Source organism: Citrobacter amalonaticus, assembly GCF_018323885.1.
Classification (GTDB): domain Bacteria; phylum Pseudomonadota; class Gammaproteobacteria; order Enterobacterales; family Enterobacteriaceae; genus Citrobacter_A; species Citrobacter_A amalonaticus.
The window spans coordinates 373,402-391,686 of sequence record NZ_AP024585.1 but is presented as its reverse complement, the minus strand read 5'-3'; the positions used below and the strand labels follow the sequence as shown (position 1 = coordinate 391,686).

Here is an 18,285-nt window from a genome sequence, read left to right as displayed (position 1 = left end):
TTATTTTTGAGCCATATCAAAAATGACGCAGATTATTATTCAAACCAACATTCCGTCACATTTAATCGGTTGAAGATAAAAACCATTCTCATTATCATTGCATTGTTGATTATTTACTCTTTCCTTCGTTGGCTAATCATCTGGTCTCATGCCGCGCCCCTTTGCCCCATGAGGTAAACATCCAGTTAGCGAGAAATAAGTAGGCTCTTATGCAATTTACTCCAGATACTGCGTGGAAAATTACCGGTTTTGCCCGTGAAATAAGTCCTGCATACCGTCAGAAACTGCTTTCCCTCGGCATGCTCCCGGGTTCCTCATTTAACGTGGTGCGCGTCGCCCCCTTAGGCGATCCTGTCCATATTGAAACGCGTCGCGTTAGCCTGGTATTGCGTAAAAAAGACCTGGCATTATTAGAAGTGGAAGCGGTTTCCTGTTAATACAGTGAGTCTATAACGATGAAAAAATTAACCATTGGCTTAATTGGTAATCCAAATTCCGGCAAGACAACCCTGTTTAACCAACTGACCGGTGCGCGCCAGCGCGTAGGCAACTGGGCTGGGGTCACCGTGGAACGTAAAGAGGGGCAATTCACGACCACGGATCATCAGGTCACGCTGGTCGATCTGCCCGGCACGTATTCGCTCACTACCATCTCTTCGCAAACCTCTCTGGATGAGCAGATTGCCTGCCACTACATTCTGAGTGGCGACGCCGACCTGTTAATTAACGTGGTAGATGCCTCAAATCTTGAGCGTAACCTCTATCTGACGCTGCAACTGCTTGAGCTGGGCATTCCCTGCATTGTTGCACTCAACATGCTCGACATTGCGGAAAAACAGAAAATCCGCATTGATATCGACGCCCTTTCAACCCGCCTTGGCTGCCCGGTCGTCCCGCTGGTTTCTACCCGTGGACGCGGTATCGAAGCGCTGAAGCTGGCGATTGACCGCCACAACAAGAACGAAAACGTTGAACTGGTGCATTACGCCCAGCCGCTGCTGCGTGAGGCCGATAAACTGGCAAACGCCATGGCTAAAGAAATGCCGGTACAACAGCGCCGCTGGCTCGGCCTGCAAATGCTGGAAGGGGATATCTACAGCCGGGCATACGCCGGTGACGCTGCTGCGCAACTGGATATTTCGCTGGCGCATCTGAGCGACGAGATGGACGACCCGGCACTGCATATCGCCGATGCGCGTTACCAGTGCATTGCGGCGATCTGCGACGTGGTGAGCAACACTTTAACAGCAGAGCCCAGCCGCTTTACAACGGCGGTGGATAAAATCATCCTCAACCGTTTTCTCGGTCTGCCGATCTTCCTGTTTGTGATGTACCTGATGTTCCTGCTTGCCATTAACATTGGCGGCGCGCTGGCCCCTATTTTTGATGCTGGCTCTGTGGCGATTTTTATTCACGGTATCCAGTGGATCGGTTATACCCTTCACTTCCCGGACTGGCTGACCATTTTCCTCGCCCAAGGGCTGGGCGGTGGGATTAACACCGTTCTGCCGCTGGTTCCGCAGATCGGCATGATGTACCTGTTCCTCTCGTTCCTCGAAGACTCCGGTTACATGGCGCGCGCAGCGTTTGTGATGGACCGTCTGATGCAGGCGCTGGGACTGCCGGGCAAATCATTCGTCCCGCTGATTGTCGGCTTTGGCTGCAACGTACCATCGGTGATGGGGGCCCGCACCCTGGATGCGCCACGTGAGCGCCTGATGACTATCATGATGGCACCGTTCATGTCCTGTGGGGCACGACTGGCGATTTTCGCCGTGTTTGCGGCGGCCTTCTTCGGGCAGAACGGCGCGCTGGCGGTGTTCTCCCTGTATGTGCTGGGCATTGTGATGGCGGTATTGACCGGCCTGATGCTCAAACACACGATCATGCGTGGCGAAGCGTCTCCGTTTGTTATGGAGCTTCCGGTTTATCACGTCCCGCATATCAAGAGCCTGATCATCCAGACCTGGCAGCGCCTGAAAGGGTTTGTGCTGCGCGCCGGTAAAGTGATCGTCATTGTCAGCATCTTCCTGAGCGCGTTTAACAGCTTTTCACTCAGCGGCAAGATTGTCGATAATATCAACGATTCGGCGCTGGCCTCCGTCAGTCGCGTCATCACCCCCGTCTTTAAACCGATTGGTGTTCATGAAGACAACTGGCAGGCAACGGTTGGGCTGTTCACGGGCGCGATGGCGAAAGAAGTGGTGGTCGGTACACTCAACACGCTCTATACCGCAGAAAACATTCAGGATGAGGAATTTAATCCGGCTGAATTTAATCTTGGCGATGAGCTGCTGAGCGCGCTGGATGAAACCTGGCAGAGCCTGAAAGATACTTTCAGCCTCAGCGTACTGGCGAACCCTATTGAAGCCAGCAAAGGCGACGGAGAAATGGCGACTGGCGCAATGGGCGTCATGGATGCGAAATTTGGCAGCGCGGCGGCAGCCTACAGCTACCTGATTTTCGTCCTGCTGTACGTTCCCTGCATCTCGGTAATGGGGGCAATTGCCCGTGAATCGAGCCGCGGCTGGATGGGCTTCTCCATTCTGTGGGGGCTGAACATCGCCTACTCGCTGTCAACCCTGTTCTACCAGGTCGCCAGCTACAGTGAGCATCCGCGCTACAGTCTGGTTTGTATCCTGGCCGTGATCCTGTTTAACGTTGTGGTGCTGGGACTGCTGCGCCGGGCGCGTAGCCGGGTGGATGTCAATCTGCTGGCCACGCGGAAAAAAGCCAGCGATTGCTGCGCCAGTACAACCACCGGCGATTGTCACTAAGGTGTCACGATGGCTTCGCTAATTCAGGTTCGCGATTTATTGGCCTTGCGGGGGCGCATGGAGGCAGCGCAAATCAGCCATACATTGCAAACGCCGCAGCCGATGATCGACGCCATGCTCAGTCAACTGGAAATGATGGGTAAAGCTATGCGGATTCAGGAAGAACCTGACGGCTGTCTCTCCGGAAGCTGCAAAAGTTGCCCGGAAGGCAAAGCCTGCCTGCGTGAATGGTGGGCGCTGCGTTAAGGTATTACGGAGAGTCCGCAAGCAGCACGGCGTTTGTATGGTGCGTCGTTGCCACTGGTGGTTACCGTCGTTCCTGATGACGAGATTATGCTGCATCGCGCGGAACCATTAATCTCCGGCCCGGTAAGTAAGACACTTTCCGGGCATTTTTCTTCGCGTTACAGTCTTTGCTTTAGCGCCACCAGCGTCTGACAGAATTCATCAGGATGCGAAATAAACGGGGCATGCGCTGCCCTGGCAAAGATAAACGATTCGCTCGCTGGCCATAGTGCATCAAGCAGTGGCACCACCTTGCGGGGAACCAACCCGTCAAGATAGCCGTACAAACGCAGGAACGGTACCGTTAACGATGTCAGTGACTCGCGCAGATCAACCGTTTTCAGGATCTCCAGCCCTCCGTTAAGCACATCTACCGGCGGCATCGGCAGCGCCAGCACGGTCTTTTTCAATGCGCGTGCATCCTGACGCGCCGTTTCCGTTCCCATCGTTTGCAATGCCAGAAAGCGCTCTACCGTCCGCTGGAAGTCTTCACTCAGTTGCTGCTGGAACCCCGCCAGGACTTCCGGCTTAATCCCCGGCCAATTTTCACGTGCGCTGAAACAGGGCGATGACGCCACCGTCACCAGCGCCTGAACGCGCTCGGGATGAGTTAATGCCACCTGGCTCGCCACTAACCCGCCAAGACTCCAGCCGAGCCAGATAGCGCTCTCTGGCGCCAGTTCCAGGACGCGCTCCGCCATTTCCTCAAGCGTCATGGCCCCAAAACCCTGGCTGCGGCCAAAGCCCGGTAAATCGACCAGATGCAGCGTAAAATGCGAGCTCAGTTCCTCGCTAATGCAATGCCACACTTCGGCGTTAAGTCCCCATCCGTGCAGCAGCACAAGATGACAATTTCCCTCTCCACGGGTCTGCCACCAGATGTCATTCATCAGTTACTGTTCTCTTTTCGCCAACAAGGATGAATCTATGCTAACAGTACCGGGATTATGCTGGCTATGCCGAATGCCGCTGGCGCTGAGTCGTTGGGGGATCTGTTCTGTCTGCGAACGCGCTGCGCGTCGGCACGTCTCGCTCTGTCCACGATGTGGGCTCCCCTCCGCGCATCCCACAATGGCCTGCGGGCGCTGCCTGCAAAAAGCGCCGCCCTGGCAGCGACTGATTACCGTCAGCGATTATGCCCCGCCGCTCAGCACGCTCATTCATCAACTTAAGTTTTCCCGGCGCAGCGACATCGCCCCCGCGCTGTCGCGCGTTTTGCTGCTGGAGGTATTGCAGGCGCGTCGTCAGACCGGGCTGACCCTGCCGGACAGGCTGATTAGCGTTCCTCTCTGGCAGCGCCGCCACTGGCGCAGGGGGTTTAATCAGAGCGATCTGTTATGCCAGTCGCTGTCTCGCTGGCTGCGCTGTCCCTGGGACAGTCGAAGCGTTACGCGCATTCGCCCTACCGCCACTCAGCACCATCTCAGTGCCAGATTGCGCAAGCGCAACCTGAAAAATGCCTTTCGCCTTGAATTGCCGGTGAAGGGACTCCATATGGTTGTTGTGGATGATGTCATCACGACCGGGAGTACCGTCGCGGAGATCGCACAGCTGCTTTTACGCAACGGCGCGGCGACTGTCCAGGTATGGTGCCTGTGTCGAACCTTGTAGAGCCTCGATGATGGGCGTATTATAACCAACTAAAATAGTCAACTATTAGGCCATTACTATGATCCGTATTTCCGATGCTGCACAAGCGCACTTTGCCAAACTGCTGGCAAATCAGGAAGAAGGGACACAAATCCGTGTATTTGTGATTAATCCCGGTACGCCTAACGCTGAATGTGGCGTTTCTTATTGTCCGCCGGACGCCGTGGAAGCAACCGACACTGCCCTGAAATTTGACCTGCTGACCGCTTATGTTGATGAGCTGAGCGCGCCCTATCTGGAAGACGCTGAGATCGATTTCGTGACCGATCAACTGGGTTCCCAACTGACGCTAAAAGCGCCGAACGCGAAAATGCGTAAAGTGGCTGACGATGCGCCGCTGATGGAACGCGTGGAGTATATGCTCCAGTCGCAAATCAACCCGCAGCTTGCCGGCCACGGTGGTCGTGTCTCTCTGATGGAGATCACCGACGAAGGCTACGCCATTCTGCAGTTTGGTGGCGGCTGTAACGGCTGTTCCATGGTCGATGTGACCCTGAAAGAAGGGATCGAGAAGCAGCTGCTGAACGAGTTCCCGGAACTGAAAGGCGTTCGCGACCTGACCGAACACCAGCGTGGCGAACACTCCTACTACTAAGTTCGCTGCTCGCGTATTGCCCGATGGCGCTAACGCTTATCGGGCATAGCGCCCCTCTTTGCGTCTTTTGCAATATCCTCTTCGATAATTTGACCTGCCTCGCATAATTTAAATTTTGCCTGCCGGGGTGATTCTCAATCACCCTATGTTACCCGTATCATTCATATGGGCACCAAACACACACATCACATCCGACTAAACTAGATAGTTTTAAGGGTAATCCGTCGAGGTGCCGTTACGTCTCTGTTCCCGGTTGGGACAAACGTAGTTTGTCGTCAAAACATTGACGTTACCCATAACAAATTGAAAGGCCAGGTAAATCATGCCATTAGTCATCGTTGCTATCGGTGTAATTTTGTTATTACTCCTGATGATCCGCTTCAAAATGAACGGTTTCATCGCTCTCGTCCTGGTGGCGCTTGCGGTTGGATTGATGCAAGGAATGCCGCTCGATAAAGTCATTGGCTCCATCAAAGCGGGTGTCGGCGGCACCCTGGGAAGTCTTGCCCTGATTATGGGCTTTGGCGCCATGCTCGGCAAAATGCTGGCAGACTGCGGGGGTGCGCAACGTATCGCCACCACGCTGATTGCGAAATTTGGTAAGAAACACATTCAGTGGGCCGTGGTATTAACCGGTTTCACCGTCGGTTTTGCACTGTTCTATGAAGTGGGCTTTGTGCTGATGCTGCCGCTGGTGTTCACTATTGCCGCCGCGGCTAACATCCCGCTGCTGTATGTCGGTGTTCCGATGGCTGCGGCGCTCTCCGTCACGCACGGCTTCCTGCCCCCGCACCCAGGCCCGACCGCTATCGCGACCATTTTCCATGCCGACATGGGTAAAACCCTGCTGTTTGGTACGATCCTGGCAATCCCGACCGTCATTCTGGCGGGTCCGGTCTTCGCTCGCTGCCTGAAAGGCATCGATAAGCCGATCCCGGAAGGTCTGTACAGCGCGAAAACCTTCACGGAAGAAGAGATGCCGAGCTTTGGCGTCAGCGTCTGGACCTCACTGGTTCCGGTGGTACTGATGGCAATGCGCGCTATTGCAGAGATGATCCTGCCAAAAGGCCATGCGTTCCTGCCTGTTGCCGAGTTCTTTGGTGACCCGGTGATGGCAACCCTGATTGCAGTCCTGATCGCCCTGTTCACCTTCGGTCTGAACCGTGGCCGTTCAATGGATCAGATTAACGATACGCTGACCTCTTCCATCAAAATTATCGCAATGATGCTGTTGATCATCGGCGGTGGCGGTGCGTTCAAGCAGGTGCTGGTCGACAGCGGCGTGGACAAATACATTGCGTCCATGATGCACGAAACCAATATTTCTCCGCTGCTGATGGCATGGTCTATCGCCGCCGTTCTGCGTATCGCGCTGGGTTCTGCTACCGTTGCCGCAATTACGGCGGGTGGAATTGTCGCACCGCTGATCGCAACCACCGGCGTCAGCCCTGAGCTGATGGTTATCGCTGTCGGTTCCGGTAGCGTTATCTTCTCTCACGTAAACGACCCTGGCTTCTGGCTGTTCAAAGAGTACTTTAACCTGACCATCGGCGAGACTATCAAGTCCTGGTCGATGCTGGAAACCATTATCTCTGTCTGCGGACTGATTGGCTGTCTGCTGCTGGGAACGGTGGTTTAACGCTAAAAAGAACCCGCCAGTTGGCGGGTTCTTTATTTTTACGTCTTCTTCGCTGCCGCTTTTCGCCGTTTATCCAGATCCTTAATCAGCTTGTTCACCCGTTCATCGGCAAACATCGCTTCAAGAGTCACGGAGAGCTTACGACGCCAGTTTTTGTACTCTGAACTGGTCCCCGGAATGTTGACCGGCTCCGCCATATCCAGCCAGTCTTCCGGCTGCAACCCTAATAACGCACTGTTACTGTCGGCGATATAACGCTGCATCCCCCGATTGAGCATCGGCGTCATCGCCATCAGCGAAGCCTTACGCCCGGCACGTTTTGGCAGGCAACCGTACTTGTGCAGCGCATCTAATAGCCCTTGTTTCGCCCGCTCACGGTCCTGATACAGTCCGCGCAGCACCACTTCATCAGGATACAGTCCCAGCGCTTTGCCCAGCGTCAAATCACCGCTGTCCCAATAACCTTTGAGCGTAGGAAGATCATGCGTCGTCGCGACAGCCATTGATTGTTCCGGATACGCTTTCGGCGCACGGTAGTTCTTCTCATGGTCGTTCTCGAAATAGAGCACTTTGTAAGAGTACACGCCGCTGCTTCGCAGTTTGCCAACAATCTCCACCGGAACGGTACCCAAGTCTTCACCAATCACCATGCAATGGTGACGCTGACTTTCCAGCGCCAGAATCGACAACAGGTCGTCGACCGGATAGTGAACATAGGCGCCGTGGTCGGCGGTTTCACCGTAGGGGATCCACCACAACCGCAGCATCGACATGACATGATCGATGCGCAGCGCGCCGCAGTTTTGCATATTCGCCCGCAGGAGTTCGATAAACGGCTCGTAGGCACGCGCCGTAATGATATGCGGATCCATCGGCGGCAGGCCCCAGTTCTGTCCAAGCGGACCGAGGATATCCGGCGGCGCGCCAACAGAGGCTTTCAGGCAATACAGCTCGCGATCGCACCAGGTTTCCGCCCCACCTTCCGCCACGCCCACCGCCAGATCGCGATACAGGCCAATTGGCATCTTAAAGCCCTGACTGGTTTCCCAGCAGGCGGCAAACTGGATGTACGCCAGCCACTGTAACCAGAGATAAAAATCCACTTCATCACGATGTTCGTGACAGAATTTTTCCACCTCCGGCGAATCAACAGACTGATACGCTTCCGGCCAGGCCGGCCAGCCCCAGCGCAGTTCATCCTCTTTCACCTGCCAGGCATGCAGCGCATCAAACGCCGCCTGCCAGTACAGGCTGTCGCCTTCCTGAGCCACGAACGCCCGGAATGCCGCCATCTGTTCATCGTCGCGCGTGGCAAACCCTTTCCATGCCATGCGCAGCGCGGTCATCTTCAGCGTGGTGACTGCCGAGTAATCCACCCATTGGGCATCCCGCGCCTGTTGCAGTATTTTCTGCGTATCGGGCATCTGCCACCAGGCCTGCGCTTCTTGACTCAGGCGAAAATCATCGACAGCGTTCACATCAATGTAAATGACGTTCAGCCAGCGACGTGAAGACGGGCTGTACGGGCTGGCGCTCTCCGGGTTTGCCGGATAGAGCGCGTGGATCGGATTGAGGCCGATAAACGCCCCCCCGCGTTTTGCTACATCCACCAGCATTGACTTCAGATCGCCGAAATCACCGATTCCCCAGTTGTGCTCTGAACGCAGCGTATAGAGCTGTACGCAGGCACCCCAGAGTTTCTGCCCGGTCAGCAGCGCCTGCGGCTCGTAGCAGCGTTTTGGCGCCACGATGATGCGGCAATGGTGTCGCTGTTCATCCTGCGTCAGGGTCAACGTGTGATAACCCAGCGGCAGCTTTGTCGGCAGAGTAAAGGATTTCCCGCCGGTGGCGTGCCCCTTAAACTGCCCCCCCTCTTCGGTGGTCAACAGCCAGTTGAATTCACCGTGTCCCTCTACCGCTAGCGACATCTTTTTGCCTGCGGTGTAGACCATCACATTCGGCACCGCCGTCACCGCTACCTTTGCGGCGGCAGCGGTACGGTGCATAGCATCCAACAAACGTCGCTTGGTTTCGGCACCAATTGACTGCGGCTTGCCGTGGGCATTGATATAATTGGGACTGATCCCCGCCGCCAGCGCGGCATTATCCAGACGTTTGCTATCCATCGCGCTTCCTTAGCGTTTCGCCTGCCAGATTCGGGTCTGATAATCGCGAATGGAGCGATCCGAGCTGAACATACCGCAGCGTGCGGAGTTCAGGATCGCCGCACGCGTCCAGGCCTCCTGGTCACGATACAACACATCCACCTGTTTCTGCGCCTCAACGTAGGCCGCAAAGTCCGCCATCACCAGATACGGATCGCCCCCCTGTTTGCCTATGCTGTGCAGCATCTGATCAAAGGCATGCTGATCGCCGGCGCTGAACTTACCGCTCTCCAGCTCTTTCAGCACGGCATCGAGCACTTTATCCTTTTTGCGCCATTTCAGCGGATCGTAGCCTTTGGCTTTCAGCGCCTTCACCTGTTCCACGGTATGCCCAAAGATAAAGATATTCTCATCACCCACTTTCTCGGCGATTTCTACGTTCGCGCCGTCCAGGGTGCCGACCGTCAGTGCGCCGTTTAGCGCCAGCTTCATGTTGCCGGTGCCGGAAGCTTCTTTCCCCGCTGTGGAGATCTGCTCGGAGATATCCGCCGCCGGAATCAGCATTTCTGCTGCTGACACGCAGTAATCCGGCAGGAACACCACTTTCAGTTTGTCGCCGACGTTCGGGTCGTTATTAATGGTTTCCGCCACCTTGTTAATGGCAAAGATGATGTTTTTCGCCAGGTAGTAACCCGGAGCCGACTTCGCGCCAAACAGGAACACGCGCGGTACGCGATCGGCCTGCGGGTTTTCGCGAATCTCTTTATACAACGCCAGGATATGCAGCAGGTTCAGGTGCTGACGTTTGTATTCGTGCAGACGCTTAATCTGAATATCGAAAATCGCCTGCGGGTTAATCTCAATCCCGGTACGAACTTTCACAAACTCAGCCAGACGTACCTTATTGGCCTGCTTGATATCACGCCAGGTCTTGCGGAATTTAGCATCATCAGCGTACTTCTCAAGATTGATCAACTGATCGAGATCGTTCGCCCACTCTTTTTTCAGCGTTTTATCAAACAGCGCAGCCAGTTCCGGGTTGCACTGTTTGATCCAGCGACGCGGCGTGATGCCGTTGGTCACGTTATGGAACTTGTTCGGCCACAGTTGGTGATATTCCGGGAACAGATCTTTCACCACCAGATCGGAGTGCAGCGCGGCAACGCCGTTGACCGCAAAGCCGCTGACGACGCACATGTTCGCCATGCGCACCTGTTTGGCGTGAACCACCGCCAGCTTTGCCCAAACCTGCTTGTCGCCAGGCCAGGTTTTATCGACCAGCGTCTTAAAGCGATCGTTAATCTCTTTGATGATCTGCATATGACGCGGCAGCAGCGCTTTCACCAGCTTCTCATCCCAGCACTCCAGCGCTTCTGGCATCAGGGTATGGTTGGTATAAGCGAAGGTCTTGCTGGTGATCGCCCAGGCGTCGTCCCAGCTCATCTGATGCTCGTCAAGCAGCACGCGCAGCAGTTCCGGAATCGCAATGGTCGGATGGGTATCGTTCAGTTGAATGACTTCGTAATCCGCCAGCTCATGCAGTTTGCGGCCAGCCAGATGATGACGACGCAGAATGTCTGCCACTGAACAGGCGCACTGGAAGTATTGCTGCATCAGACGCAGCTTCTTACCCGCCGTGTGGTTATCGTTCGGGTAAAGCACTTTGGTCAGTTTATCGGCGTCAATCCCCTGCTGTTCCGCACGCAGAAAATCACCGTCATTAAATTTGGTCAGGTTAAACGGATGAGCGTGAGTGGCCTGCCACAGACGCAGCGGTTGCGCCACGCCGTTACGGTAGCCCAGCACCGGCAGATCCCACGCCTGCCCGGTAATCACAAAGCCGGGTTCCCAGTGACCGCCTTTTGTCACCTTACCGCCAATACCCACCTGCACATCAAGCTGCTCGTTATGACGGAACCACGGATAGCTGCCGCGATGCCAGTCATCCGGCGCTTCCATTTGCTGACCGTCGGCAAAGGATTGACGGAACAGGCCGTACTGATAGTTCAGACCATAACCGGTGGCAGATTGACCCACGGTCGCCATTGAGTCCAGGAAGCAGGCGGCAAGACGCCCTAATCCTCCGTTGCCCAGCGCCGGGTCGATCTCTTCTTCCAGCAGATCGGTCAGCTGGACGTCGTACGCTTTCAGCGCATCGCTCACCGCCTGATACCAGCCCAGGTTAAGCAGATTATTCCCCGTCAGACGACCAATCAGGAACTCCATCGAGATGTAGTTCACATGGCGCTGATTTTTCGCCGGTTTCGCCACAGGTTGGGCACAGAGAAGTTCCGCCAGCGCGCCGCTGACGGCGTGCCACCATTGACGGGACGTCATCTCGTGAGCTGACAGTAAACCGAAACGCTGCCACTGACGTGTCAGGGCTGCCTGAAATTGCTCTTGATTGAAGGTTGGCTGTGACATAGGAATTCCGGGTCCTTTGGTAAAAAACAACGTTATCGCTAGTTTGCCAGGCTCAATGTTGACCTTCCTCATCCCACTCTTGATTAGGCGGGGAGGAGTAGTGGGGATGAGCGTAAAAGTGTGATCGGTGCCACTCTCGCGTACCGCACCCGACTGTTCAGATCCCAGTCATACACTTATTTTAATCCATTTTTATATTTTACCTGGCTCTAATCACAGAATCAGGGATGAAATGATATAACGCGGGTATGAAGAATCTCTCTGGTTTCAAGTCCATATAAAAACAAAACCAGTTGAAATGACAATAATACAAGCGCACACTAAATTTATTGTATTTCAATATATTATCACCACTAATAAATCAAAAGGAAATAATATGTCCCATTTATCCTGGCTCACGCTGACAGGAGAGATTCAGGGAGATATATCAGCGCAGTGCGGCTCCCGGAGTTCAATAGGTAATAAATCTCAAACCCGTCATATTGATCAGATAATGATTTACGCACTTGAACATGAAACATCACGGCAACAAAATGTTTGTCATCATGAATTGCAAATAATTAAGCCCGTTGACCGTTCGTCGCCGTTACTCAGCAAAGCCATCAACGATAACGAAACACTTGAGTGTGAACTCGACCTGTATCGCGTTAATCCAGGAGGTCAACAGGAGATCTACTATAAAATTAAACTATTCAAAGCTCATATTTCTAACATCAAAATAATTGTGCCACATAATATTATTGAACATGGAAACGAAGCACAGGAACGTGTTTGTTTTACGTATGAGTCCATCAGTTGGGAACACTGTATGGCGAGCACCAGCGCCTTTAGCTTTTGGAGCGACCGGCTCTTCTGAGTCTGAATAACATATATAAGGAAATAGCATGCGTCATCGTCCCTCTTCTTCGTTGTACGAGAACACTTCACGTCACCCCGATGGCGATCCGCTGCGCGGCTCAGCAGACATCCACTGGAGTTCAATGAACCCTGTGCAGCGCGATATGGCTTTTATGGATGGATCATTCATCACACAACACCACCATATCCTCCTGTTGACGATAGAAGAAGCACAGCAAGTCGTGGATGACTTAATGGGAGGAATTGATCAGTTTTTTTCGTACCGCGCAGCGCCGGGGAATATGAAAGATGGACTGGATGCCTTTCGCAGTCTGTCTAAGCTCACAACATATTACAACCCGGCTAACGAATTGGTTTTTAACTTTACTGTATTAAAAATAAAAGCGATCGAGTACAACGTGGGCGGCAAAGCCTATATAAAAATTACGGGATACCCTGCGTTACGCCGTATTCTTAACGGGACCCGCTACGGTGCCAGGCATCCGCAAATACTGGAAATGGCCATCGGTAAACGTGGGCTTTACAACAGTATCAGCAGTGGTGTCAGATATTGCCTCTATTTTTCTCTGGCCTGGCGAGCCATCGAATTGATTTTTAAATCAGATTATCAGATGGTGGATTTTCTGGTCGATATTTCAATGGACATGGCTAAAGCGGTAGTGTCGGGGGTTGTGATTGGGGTGGTCGCGGGAGTTTTGACTTTAATTAGTGCACCAATAATTGTTGCAATTGGATTCATAGTTGCCATAGGAATAGGTCTCAACATTGGACTTAACATAATTGATGACAAATTGGGGCTATCAAATGCGTTAAAAGAAAAGCTTCGTGATTATATACATCATCATAAAAATTACGATTATGGATTCGACTCTCCCTACTTTGACTCATTTTAAGGAGGACTTATGAAGAAATTATTTATGCGGCTAATGTATTTTTTGCTGATTATATTTCTCCTTGGCATTCTTGATTTACAAATATTTGGTTTTGTTATGACCGATTTTTTATCATTGATAAGAATGGGTGATGTAATCACATATCACCATACGTGCTTACTAATAAGTGGAATACCGTTAATGTTGTATACAACCTTTGCTATGGTACGGGTTTTATTCAGCAATGATTTGCAATACAAAGCCCTTCCTGATCCTTTTGAAGTCTGGGTGCTGGGCACTGGCGCGCTCTTTTTTGCTATCGGCTTTATTGCAAACTTTATTGTCCTGCTTTTATTTCTGGTATCGTCATATCACTCCTGCCCACAGGACAACCTTCATGATTATCATGTGACTGATGTTAAGCTTTGCGAAACCCTTGTTGATAATCGTAGTTTTTTTTAACTCTCATTTATGTACAGGCAAACAGGCATGCGAAAATTACGACTCCAAATCATAATTATTTTTTTTATTATTTTTTGTTTTGGCTTTTTGGATTTCTTATTCTTTGGATTGGTTATGACGGATTTTTTATCTTTAATGAGGATGGGAGACGTTATTTCTTATAATCAAACTTGTGCACTTATAGGAGCTATACCTCTGGTCATGTATGTTGTGATTGCTATGGTTCGTGTTTTATTTACCGATGATTTGCAATACAAGGCACTTCCCGATCCTTTTGAAGGATGGGTTCTCGCCGCTATCACCTTATTCTTTATTATCGGTTTTATTGCTAACTTTATTGTGCCATTTCTGTTGCTGGCACTTTCCTACCACTCCTGCCCACAGGACAACCTTCATGATTATCATGTGATTGATGTTAAGCTTTGCGAAACCCTTGTTGATAATCGTAGTTTCTGGTAGGAGCAGTCATAGAAACTGCTAATAATAACGAGAATAAGATTACCTTTTTTTATATCGATAACATCCTCACCTTTTGATTACCCTTTGTCGGTAAAAATTTTATCACGGTAAGTTACAATTTCGCCTGTCACAGAGAGGATCGTAAGCCTATACAAAGTGTCAGGACTCTTCAGCAAAAGTAAATACCCCGGCATCCCCTCCGCCAACCGTATCCAGTAGAGGTTATCCATCAGATAAATTTGTGATGTAGTGCAAATTAAGGCGGTTCATTACCGGACATACCTTGCAAAAGTTCCTAATCTGGCCGACCTTATATCTATTAATTACGAAGCGCAAAAAAAATCGCAGTCCCCCATTTTCCACAGTGAAGTGTTAACTATGTTGATTCCGTCCAAACTAAGTCGTCCGGTTCGTCTCGACCATACAGTGGTCCGTGAGCGCCTGTTGGCTAAACTTTCCGGCGCGAACAATTTCAGGCTGGCCCTGATCACAAGTCCTGCAGGTTATGGGAAGACTACGCTCATTTCACAATGGGCCGCCGGGAAAAGTGAACTCGGCTGGTACTCACTGGATGAGGGCGACAACCAGCAGGAGCGTTTTGCCAGCTATCTGATTGCCGCGGTACAGCAGGCCACTAACGGTCATTGCACCACCAGCGAAGTGATGGTGCAAAAACGGCAGTATGTCAGTCTGACTTCGCTTTTTGCGCAGCTCTTTATTGAGCTGGCGGAATGGCATCGCCCGCTGTATCTGGTCATCGACGATTACCATCTGATCACTAATCCGGTGATTCATGAGTCCATGCGCTTCTTCCTGCGTCATCAGCCTGAAAATCTCACGCTGGTGGTACTGTCGCGTAATTTACCGCAGTTGGGGATTGCCAACCTGCGCGTGCGCGACCAGCTTCTGGAGATAGGCAGTCAGCAACTGGCCTTTAATCATCAGGAAGCCAAACAGTTTTTTGACCGCCGCTTATCCTCCCCCATCGAAGCCGCCGAAAGCAGCCGGATGTGTGACGATGTGGCAGGCTGGGCGACCGCATTACAGCTCATCGCCCTCTCTGCGCGGCAAAACAACCACTCTGCGCATCAGTCGGCACGCCGTCTGGCGGGAATTAACGCCAGCCATCTTTCAGATTATCTGGTCGATGAAGTGCTGGACAGCGTCGATGTCAGCACCCGCCTTTTCCTGCTGAAAAGTGCAGTTTTACGGTCAATGAACGATGCGCTGATTGTACGTGTAACCGGCGAAGAAAATGGTCAGATGCGGCTGGAAGAGATCGAGCGGCAAGGGCTTTTCCTGCAACGGATGGATGACTCCGGCGAATGGTTCAGTTATCACCCGCTGTTTGGCAGTTTCCTGCGCCAGCGCTGCCAGTGGGAACTGGCGACCGAGTTACCTGATATCCATCGCGCCGCAGCGGAAAGCTGGATGGCGCAGGGTTTCCCCAGCGAAGCCATCCACCATGCGCTGGCGGCCGGCGATGCGCATATGCTGCGCGATATTTTGCTTAACCACGCCTGGGGATTGTTTAACCACAGCGAACTGGCGCTGCTGGAAGAGTCACTAAAAGCGCTGCCGTGGGAAAGCCTGCTGGAAAACCCGCGTCTGGTGTTGTTACAGGCCTGGCTGATGCAGAGCCAGCATCGCTACAGCGAAGTAAACACCCTGCTGGCCCGTGCCGAACAAGAGATTCAGGGCGTGATGGACAGCACGCTGCATGCCGAGTTTAACGCGCTCCGCGCTCAGGTGGCGATCAACGACGGCAATCCCGATGAGGCTGAACGGCTGGCGAAACTGGCGCTGGATGAGTTGCCCATCGCCTTGTATTACAGCCGTATTGTTGCAACCTCGGTGCACGGCGAAGTGCTGCACTGTAAGGGGGATCTCTCTCGCTCCTTAACGCTGATGCAGCAGACCGAACAGATGGCGCGTCATCATGATGTCTGGCACTACGCGCTCTGGAGCTTGATCCAGCAAAGTGAAATCCTCTTTGCCCAGGGTTTTTTGCAGGCCGCCTGGGAAACCCAGGAGAAAGCGTTCCAGTTGATTAAAGATCAGCATCTGGAACAATTGCCCATGCACGAATTTCTGGTGCGCATTCGGGCCCAACTGCTGTGGGCGTGGGCGCGACTGGATGAAGCGGAAGCCTCTGCGCGCAGCGGTATCGAAGTGCTCTCCGCCTTTCAGCCGCAGCAACAATTACAGTGTCTGGCGCTGTTGGTGCAGTGCTCGTTGGCCCGTGGCGATCTGGACAATGCCCGCAGCCATCTCAACCGCCTGGAGAATCTGCTGGGCAACGGTCACTACCATAGCGACTGGATCTCAAACGCCGATAAAGTTCGGGTGATCTACTGGCAAATGGTCGGCGATAAAAAGTCGGCCGCCAACTGGCTGCGCCAGACGCCGAAACCGGAGTTTGCCAATAACCACTTCCTGCAAGGCCAGTGGCGTAATATCGCCAGAGCGCAAATTCTGCTGGGTGAATTTGAACCCGCTGAAATCGTACTCGAAGAGCTGAATGAAAACGCACGCAGCCTGCGCCTGATGAGCGACCTTAACCGTAACCTGCTGCTGCTCAACCAACTTTACTGGCAGGCCGGGCGCAAAAATGACGCGCAGCGCGTGCTGCTTGATGCCCTGCAATTAGCCAATCGCACCGGATTCATCAGCCATTTCGTGATTGAAGGCGAGTCGATGGCGCAGCAACTACGCCAGCTTATTCAACTGAATACGCTGCCGGAACTGGACCAACACCGCGCGCAGCGCATTCTGCGTGAGATCAACCAGCATCACCGCCACAAGTTCGCCCACTTTGACGAAAGCTTTGTTGAGCGCCTGCTGAACCACCCGGAAGTACCAGAGCTAATCCGCACCAGTCCGCTGACGCAGCGCGAATGGCAGGTGCTGGGGCTTATCTACTCCGGCTACAGCAACGAGCAAATCGCTGGCGAACTGGCGGTAGCGGCGACCACCATCAAGACGCATATCCGTAATTTGTATCAAAAACTGGGCGTGGCGCACCGTCAGGATGCGGTCCAACACGCGCAGCGGCTGCTGAAAATGATGGGTTATGGGGTGTAGCAAGACGGTCTTTCGCGGGTGTTTACATCACATATGTTCTGACGCGAACTGGTGCGCCTGGCAGGTAATGAATTCCGCAAACGACGCGACGCCAGGCGCGAGATGTCGCCCCTTCGGCGTCACCAGATAGATTGCCCGCTCCAGTGCTAAATCTTCAAACGGTAAAATCACGATATCTTTATGGTTGAACTGGAACAGCGTTAATCCAGTCGTAATGCTGATCCCGTAGTTGGCGGCAATCAGGCCCATCATCGTGGTGAGTTGGCGCACTTCCAGTTGATAATTAAAGCTCATGGCCAGATTTTCGCAGAGCTTATCGGTGTACTGCCGAATGCTGGTGCCGACACTGAAACCAATAAAGGGATAATCGCAAACCTGACTGAGCGATACCGAAGATTGTTGTGCCAGTGGATGTTCGCGATGACAGAGCAGATAAAATTTATCCGAGAACAATAACGTTGAATCGAACGTGGTCAACGAGGGTTGCCCGGCGGTTAATGCCATGTCCGCCTGACCATCAAGTAATGCCTTCAGACAGCGATCCCACTGGGTGTCGATCAGTTTCACATTACTTTGCGGCACCCTCTTACTGTATTTCACCAGTATTTCAGGTAGCCATTCCACTGCCAGCGAAGGCAACACCGCAAGAGTAATATCGTTATTACTACCCGCTACCCGGTCTTTGATTTCGCCCACGGCATCATCATGGCTCTGCACAATCTTGCGCGCCAGATCGAGAAAATGAATGCCATCCGCATTCAGCAACACGCGCCGCGTATCTCTGTCGAATAGCCGGTAGCCAATCTCCTCTTCCAGTGATGCAATCAGGGTACTAAACGCGGGCTGAGAAAGGTTAAACCGCCGGGCCGCCTGAGTAAAACTATCAGCCTCGCTTAATATTAAAAATGCCCTGAGTTGTTTAATCGAAAGATTCATTTCCTGCTCCTGCCATCGAAATCATTAATTATCTTATCGATTTTTAAAATGAATAAAAGGCAGTTAATTTCTTTTTATGACCCACCCCACATTAACCGCAATTTAATTTCTACGTACTGCCCTATCGCCACTAAAGATT

Annotated in this window: 15 protein-coding genes; 11 read left to right on the top strand and 4 right to left on the bottom strand. The window is 52.5% G+C overall.

The window, feature by feature from the left end:
* Window positions 1-209: 209 nt before the first annotated feature.
* From feoA to feoC, 3 genes are read left to right on the top strand one after another with little or no spacing between them, the layout of a single operon-like run.
* The gene (gene feoA / locus KI228_RS01825) at window positions 210-437 is read left to right on the top strand and encodes a ferrous iron transporter A (protein ID WP_012908346.1); all 228 of its coding nucleotides are present in this window, start codon (window positions 210-212) and stop codon (window positions 435-437) included.
* An 18-nt stretch (window positions 438-455) separates the two neighbouring features.
* Window positions 456-2,777 carry a Fe(2+) transporter permease subunit FeoB gene (gene feoB / locus KI228_RS01820; RefSeq protein WP_044326698.1) on the top strand — a complete coding sequence of 774 codons (2,322 nt, stop codon included), beginning with the start codon at window positions 456-458 and terminating at the stop codon, window positions 2,775-2,777.
* Between the two features lie 9 nt (window positions 2,778-2,786).
* Complete coding sequence (gene feoC, locus KI228_RS01815) at window positions 2,787-3,023, top strand: [Fe-S]-dependent transcriptional repressor FeoC (protein ID WP_042998429.1); 237 nt, start codon at window positions 2,787-2,789, stop codon at window positions 3,021-3,023.
* A gap of 158 nt (window positions 3,024-3,181) precedes the next feature.
* Here the strand turns inward: feoC and bioH are convergent, their stop codons facing one another.
* Entirely contained in the window at window positions 3,182-3,952 is a 771-nt protein-coding gene (gene bioH / locus KI228_RS01810; protein WP_044263808.1) for a pimeloyl-ACP methyl ester esterase BioH, read from the bottom strand.
* A 37-nt stretch (window positions 3,953-3,989) separates the two neighbouring features.
* On the opposite strand from bioH, the gene gntX reads away from it, so the two are divergent.
* The 3 genes from gntX to gntT all read left to right on the top strand — a co-directional run bounded on the left by gntX (window position 3,990) and on the right by gntT (window position 6,946).
* A complete protein-coding gene (gene gntX, locus KI228_RS01805) occupies window positions 3,990-4,673 on the top strand; it encodes a DNA utilization protein GntX (protein ID WP_042998431.1) in 684 nt (227 codons plus the stop codon).
* A 58-nt stretch (window positions 4,674-4,731) separates the two neighbouring features.
* Window positions 4,732-5,307, top strand: a complete 576-nt coding sequence (gene nfuA, locus KI228_RS01800; protein ID WP_042998432.1) for a Fe-S biogenesis protein NfuA — start codon at window positions 4,732-4,734, stop codon at window positions 5,305-5,307.
* A 322-nt stretch (window positions 5,308-5,629) separates the two neighbouring features.
* On the top strand, window positions 5,630-6,946 hold the full coding sequence (gntT, locus tag KI228_RS01795) for a gluconate transporter (protein WP_042998433.1): 1,317 nt from the start codon (window positions 5,630-5,632) through the stop codon (window positions 6,944-6,946).
* A 38-nt stretch (window positions 6,947-6,984) separates the two neighbouring features.
* Here the strand turns inward: gntT and malQ are convergent, their stop codons facing one another.
* Both malQ and malP read right to left on the bottom strand, forming a co-directional pair.
* Entirely contained in the window at window positions 6,985-9,072 is a 2,088-nt protein-coding gene (malQ, locus tag KI228_RS01790) for a 4-alpha-glucanotransferase (protein WP_104010276.1), read from the bottom strand.
* Window positions 9,073-9,081: 9 nt separating this feature from the next.
* Complete coding sequence (gene malP, locus KI228_RS01785) at window positions 9,082-11,475, bottom strand: maltodextrin phosphorylase (protein ID WP_061069308.1); 2,394 nt, start codon at window positions 11,473-11,475, stop codon at window positions 9,082-9,084.
* A gap of 376 nt (window positions 11,476-11,851) precedes the next feature.
* Between malP and KI228_RS01780 the strand changes: the two genes are divergently transcribed.
* The 5 genes from KI228_RS01780 (at window position 11,852) to malT (ending at window position 17,210) form a co-directional block, all read left to right on the top strand.
* The gene (locus tag KI228_RS01780; protein ID WP_042998436.1) at window positions 11,852-12,331 is read left to right on the top strand and encodes an Hcp family type VI secretion system effector; all 480 of its coding nucleotides are present in this window, start codon (window positions 11,852-11,854) and stop codon (window positions 12,329-12,331) included.
* Between the two features lie 28 nt (window positions 12,332-12,359).
* Window positions 12,360-13,226 carry a hypothetical protein gene (locus tag KI228_RS01775; RefSeq protein WP_044253519.1) on the top strand — a complete coding sequence of 289 codons (867 nt, stop codon included), beginning with the start codon at window positions 12,360-12,362 and terminating at the stop codon, window positions 13,224-13,226.
* Window positions 13,227-13,235: 9 nt separating this feature from the next.
* Window positions 13,236-13,667 carry a DUF1240 domain-containing protein gene (locus tag KI228_RS01770; RefSeq protein WP_061069309.1) on the top strand — a complete coding sequence of 144 codons (432 nt, stop codon included), beginning with the start codon at window positions 13,236-13,238 and terminating at the stop codon, window positions 13,665-13,667.
* A 27-nt stretch (window positions 13,668-13,694) separates the two neighbouring features.
* Entirely contained in the window at window positions 13,695-14,126 is a 432-nt protein-coding gene (locus KI228_RS01765; RefSeq protein ID WP_061069310.1) for a DUF1240 domain-containing protein, read from the top strand.
* A 378-nt stretch (window positions 14,127-14,504) separates the two neighbouring features.
* Window positions 14,505-17,210, top strand: a complete 2,706-nt coding sequence (gene malT, locus KI228_RS01760; protein WP_044253525.1) for an HTH-type transcriptional regulator MalT — start codon at window positions 14,505-14,507, stop codon at window positions 17,208-17,210.
* Window positions 17,211-17,237: 27 nt separating this feature from the next.
* On the opposite strand, the gene KI228_RS01755 is transcribed toward malT, so the two are convergent.
* Window positions 17,238-18,146, bottom strand: a complete 909-nt coding sequence (locus KI228_RS01755) for a LysR family transcriptional regulator (RefSeq protein WP_044263828.1) — start codon at window positions 18,144-18,146, stop codon at window positions 17,238-17,240.
* Between the last annotated feature and the right edge of the window lie 139 nt (window positions 18,147-18,285).

Excerpts from the sequence above, each read along its gene's own strand:
- feoA (WP_012908346.1), top strand. The coding sequence starts at position 210 with ATGCAATTTACTCCAGATACTGCGTGGAAAATTACCGGTTTTGCCCGT.
- feoB (WP_044326698.1), top strand. The coding sequence starts at position 456 with ATGAAAAAATTAACCATTGGCTTAATTGGTAATCCAAATTCCGGCAAG.
- feoC (WP_042998429.1), top strand. The coding sequence starts at position 2,787 with ATGGCTTCGCTAATTCAGGTTCGCGATTTATTGGCCTTGCGGGGGCGC.
- bioH (WP_044263808.1), bottom strand. The coding sequence starts at position 3,952 with ATGAATGACATCTGGTGGCAGACCCGTGGAGAGGGAAATTGTCATCTT.
- gntX (WP_042998431.1), top strand. The coding sequence starts at position 3,990 with ATGCTAACAGTACCGGGATTATGCTGGCTATGCCGAATGCCGCTGGCG.
- nfuA (WP_042998432.1), top strand. The coding sequence starts at position 4,732 with ATGATCCGTATTTCCGATGCTGCACAAGCGCACTTTGCCAAACTGCTG.
- gntT (WP_042998433.1), top strand. The coding sequence starts at position 5,630 with ATGCCATTAGTCATCGTTGCTATCGGTGTAATTTTGTTATTACTCCTG.
- malQ (WP_104010276.1), bottom strand. The coding sequence starts at position 9,072 with ATGGATAGCAAACGTCTGGATAATGCCGCGCTGGCGGCGGGGATCAGT.
- malP (WP_061069308.1), bottom strand. The coding sequence starts at position 11,475 with ATGTCACAGCCAACCTTCAATCAAGAGCAATTTCAGGCAGCCCTGACA.
- KI228_RS01780 (WP_042998436.1), top strand. The coding sequence starts at position 11,852 with ATGTCCCATTTATCCTGGCTCACGCTGACAGGAGAGATTCAGGGAGAT.
- KI228_RS01775 (WP_044253519.1), top strand. The coding sequence starts at position 12,360 with ATGCGTCATCGTCCCTCTTCTTCGTTGTACGAGAACACTTCACGTCAC.
- KI228_RS01770 (WP_061069309.1), top strand. The coding sequence starts at position 13,236 with ATGAAGAAATTATTTATGCGGCTAATGTATTTTTTGCTGATTATATTT.
- KI228_RS01765 (WP_061069310.1), top strand. The coding sequence starts at position 13,695 with ATGCGAAAATTACGACTCCAAATCATAATTATTTTTTTTATTATTTTT.
- malT (WP_044253525.1), top strand. The coding sequence starts at position 14,505 with ATGTTGATTCCGTCCAAACTAAGTCGTCCGGTTCGTCTCGACCATACA.
- KI228_RS01755 (WP_044263828.1), bottom strand. The coding sequence starts at position 18,146 with ATGAATCTTTCGATTAAACAACTCAGGGCATTTTTAATATTAAGCGAG.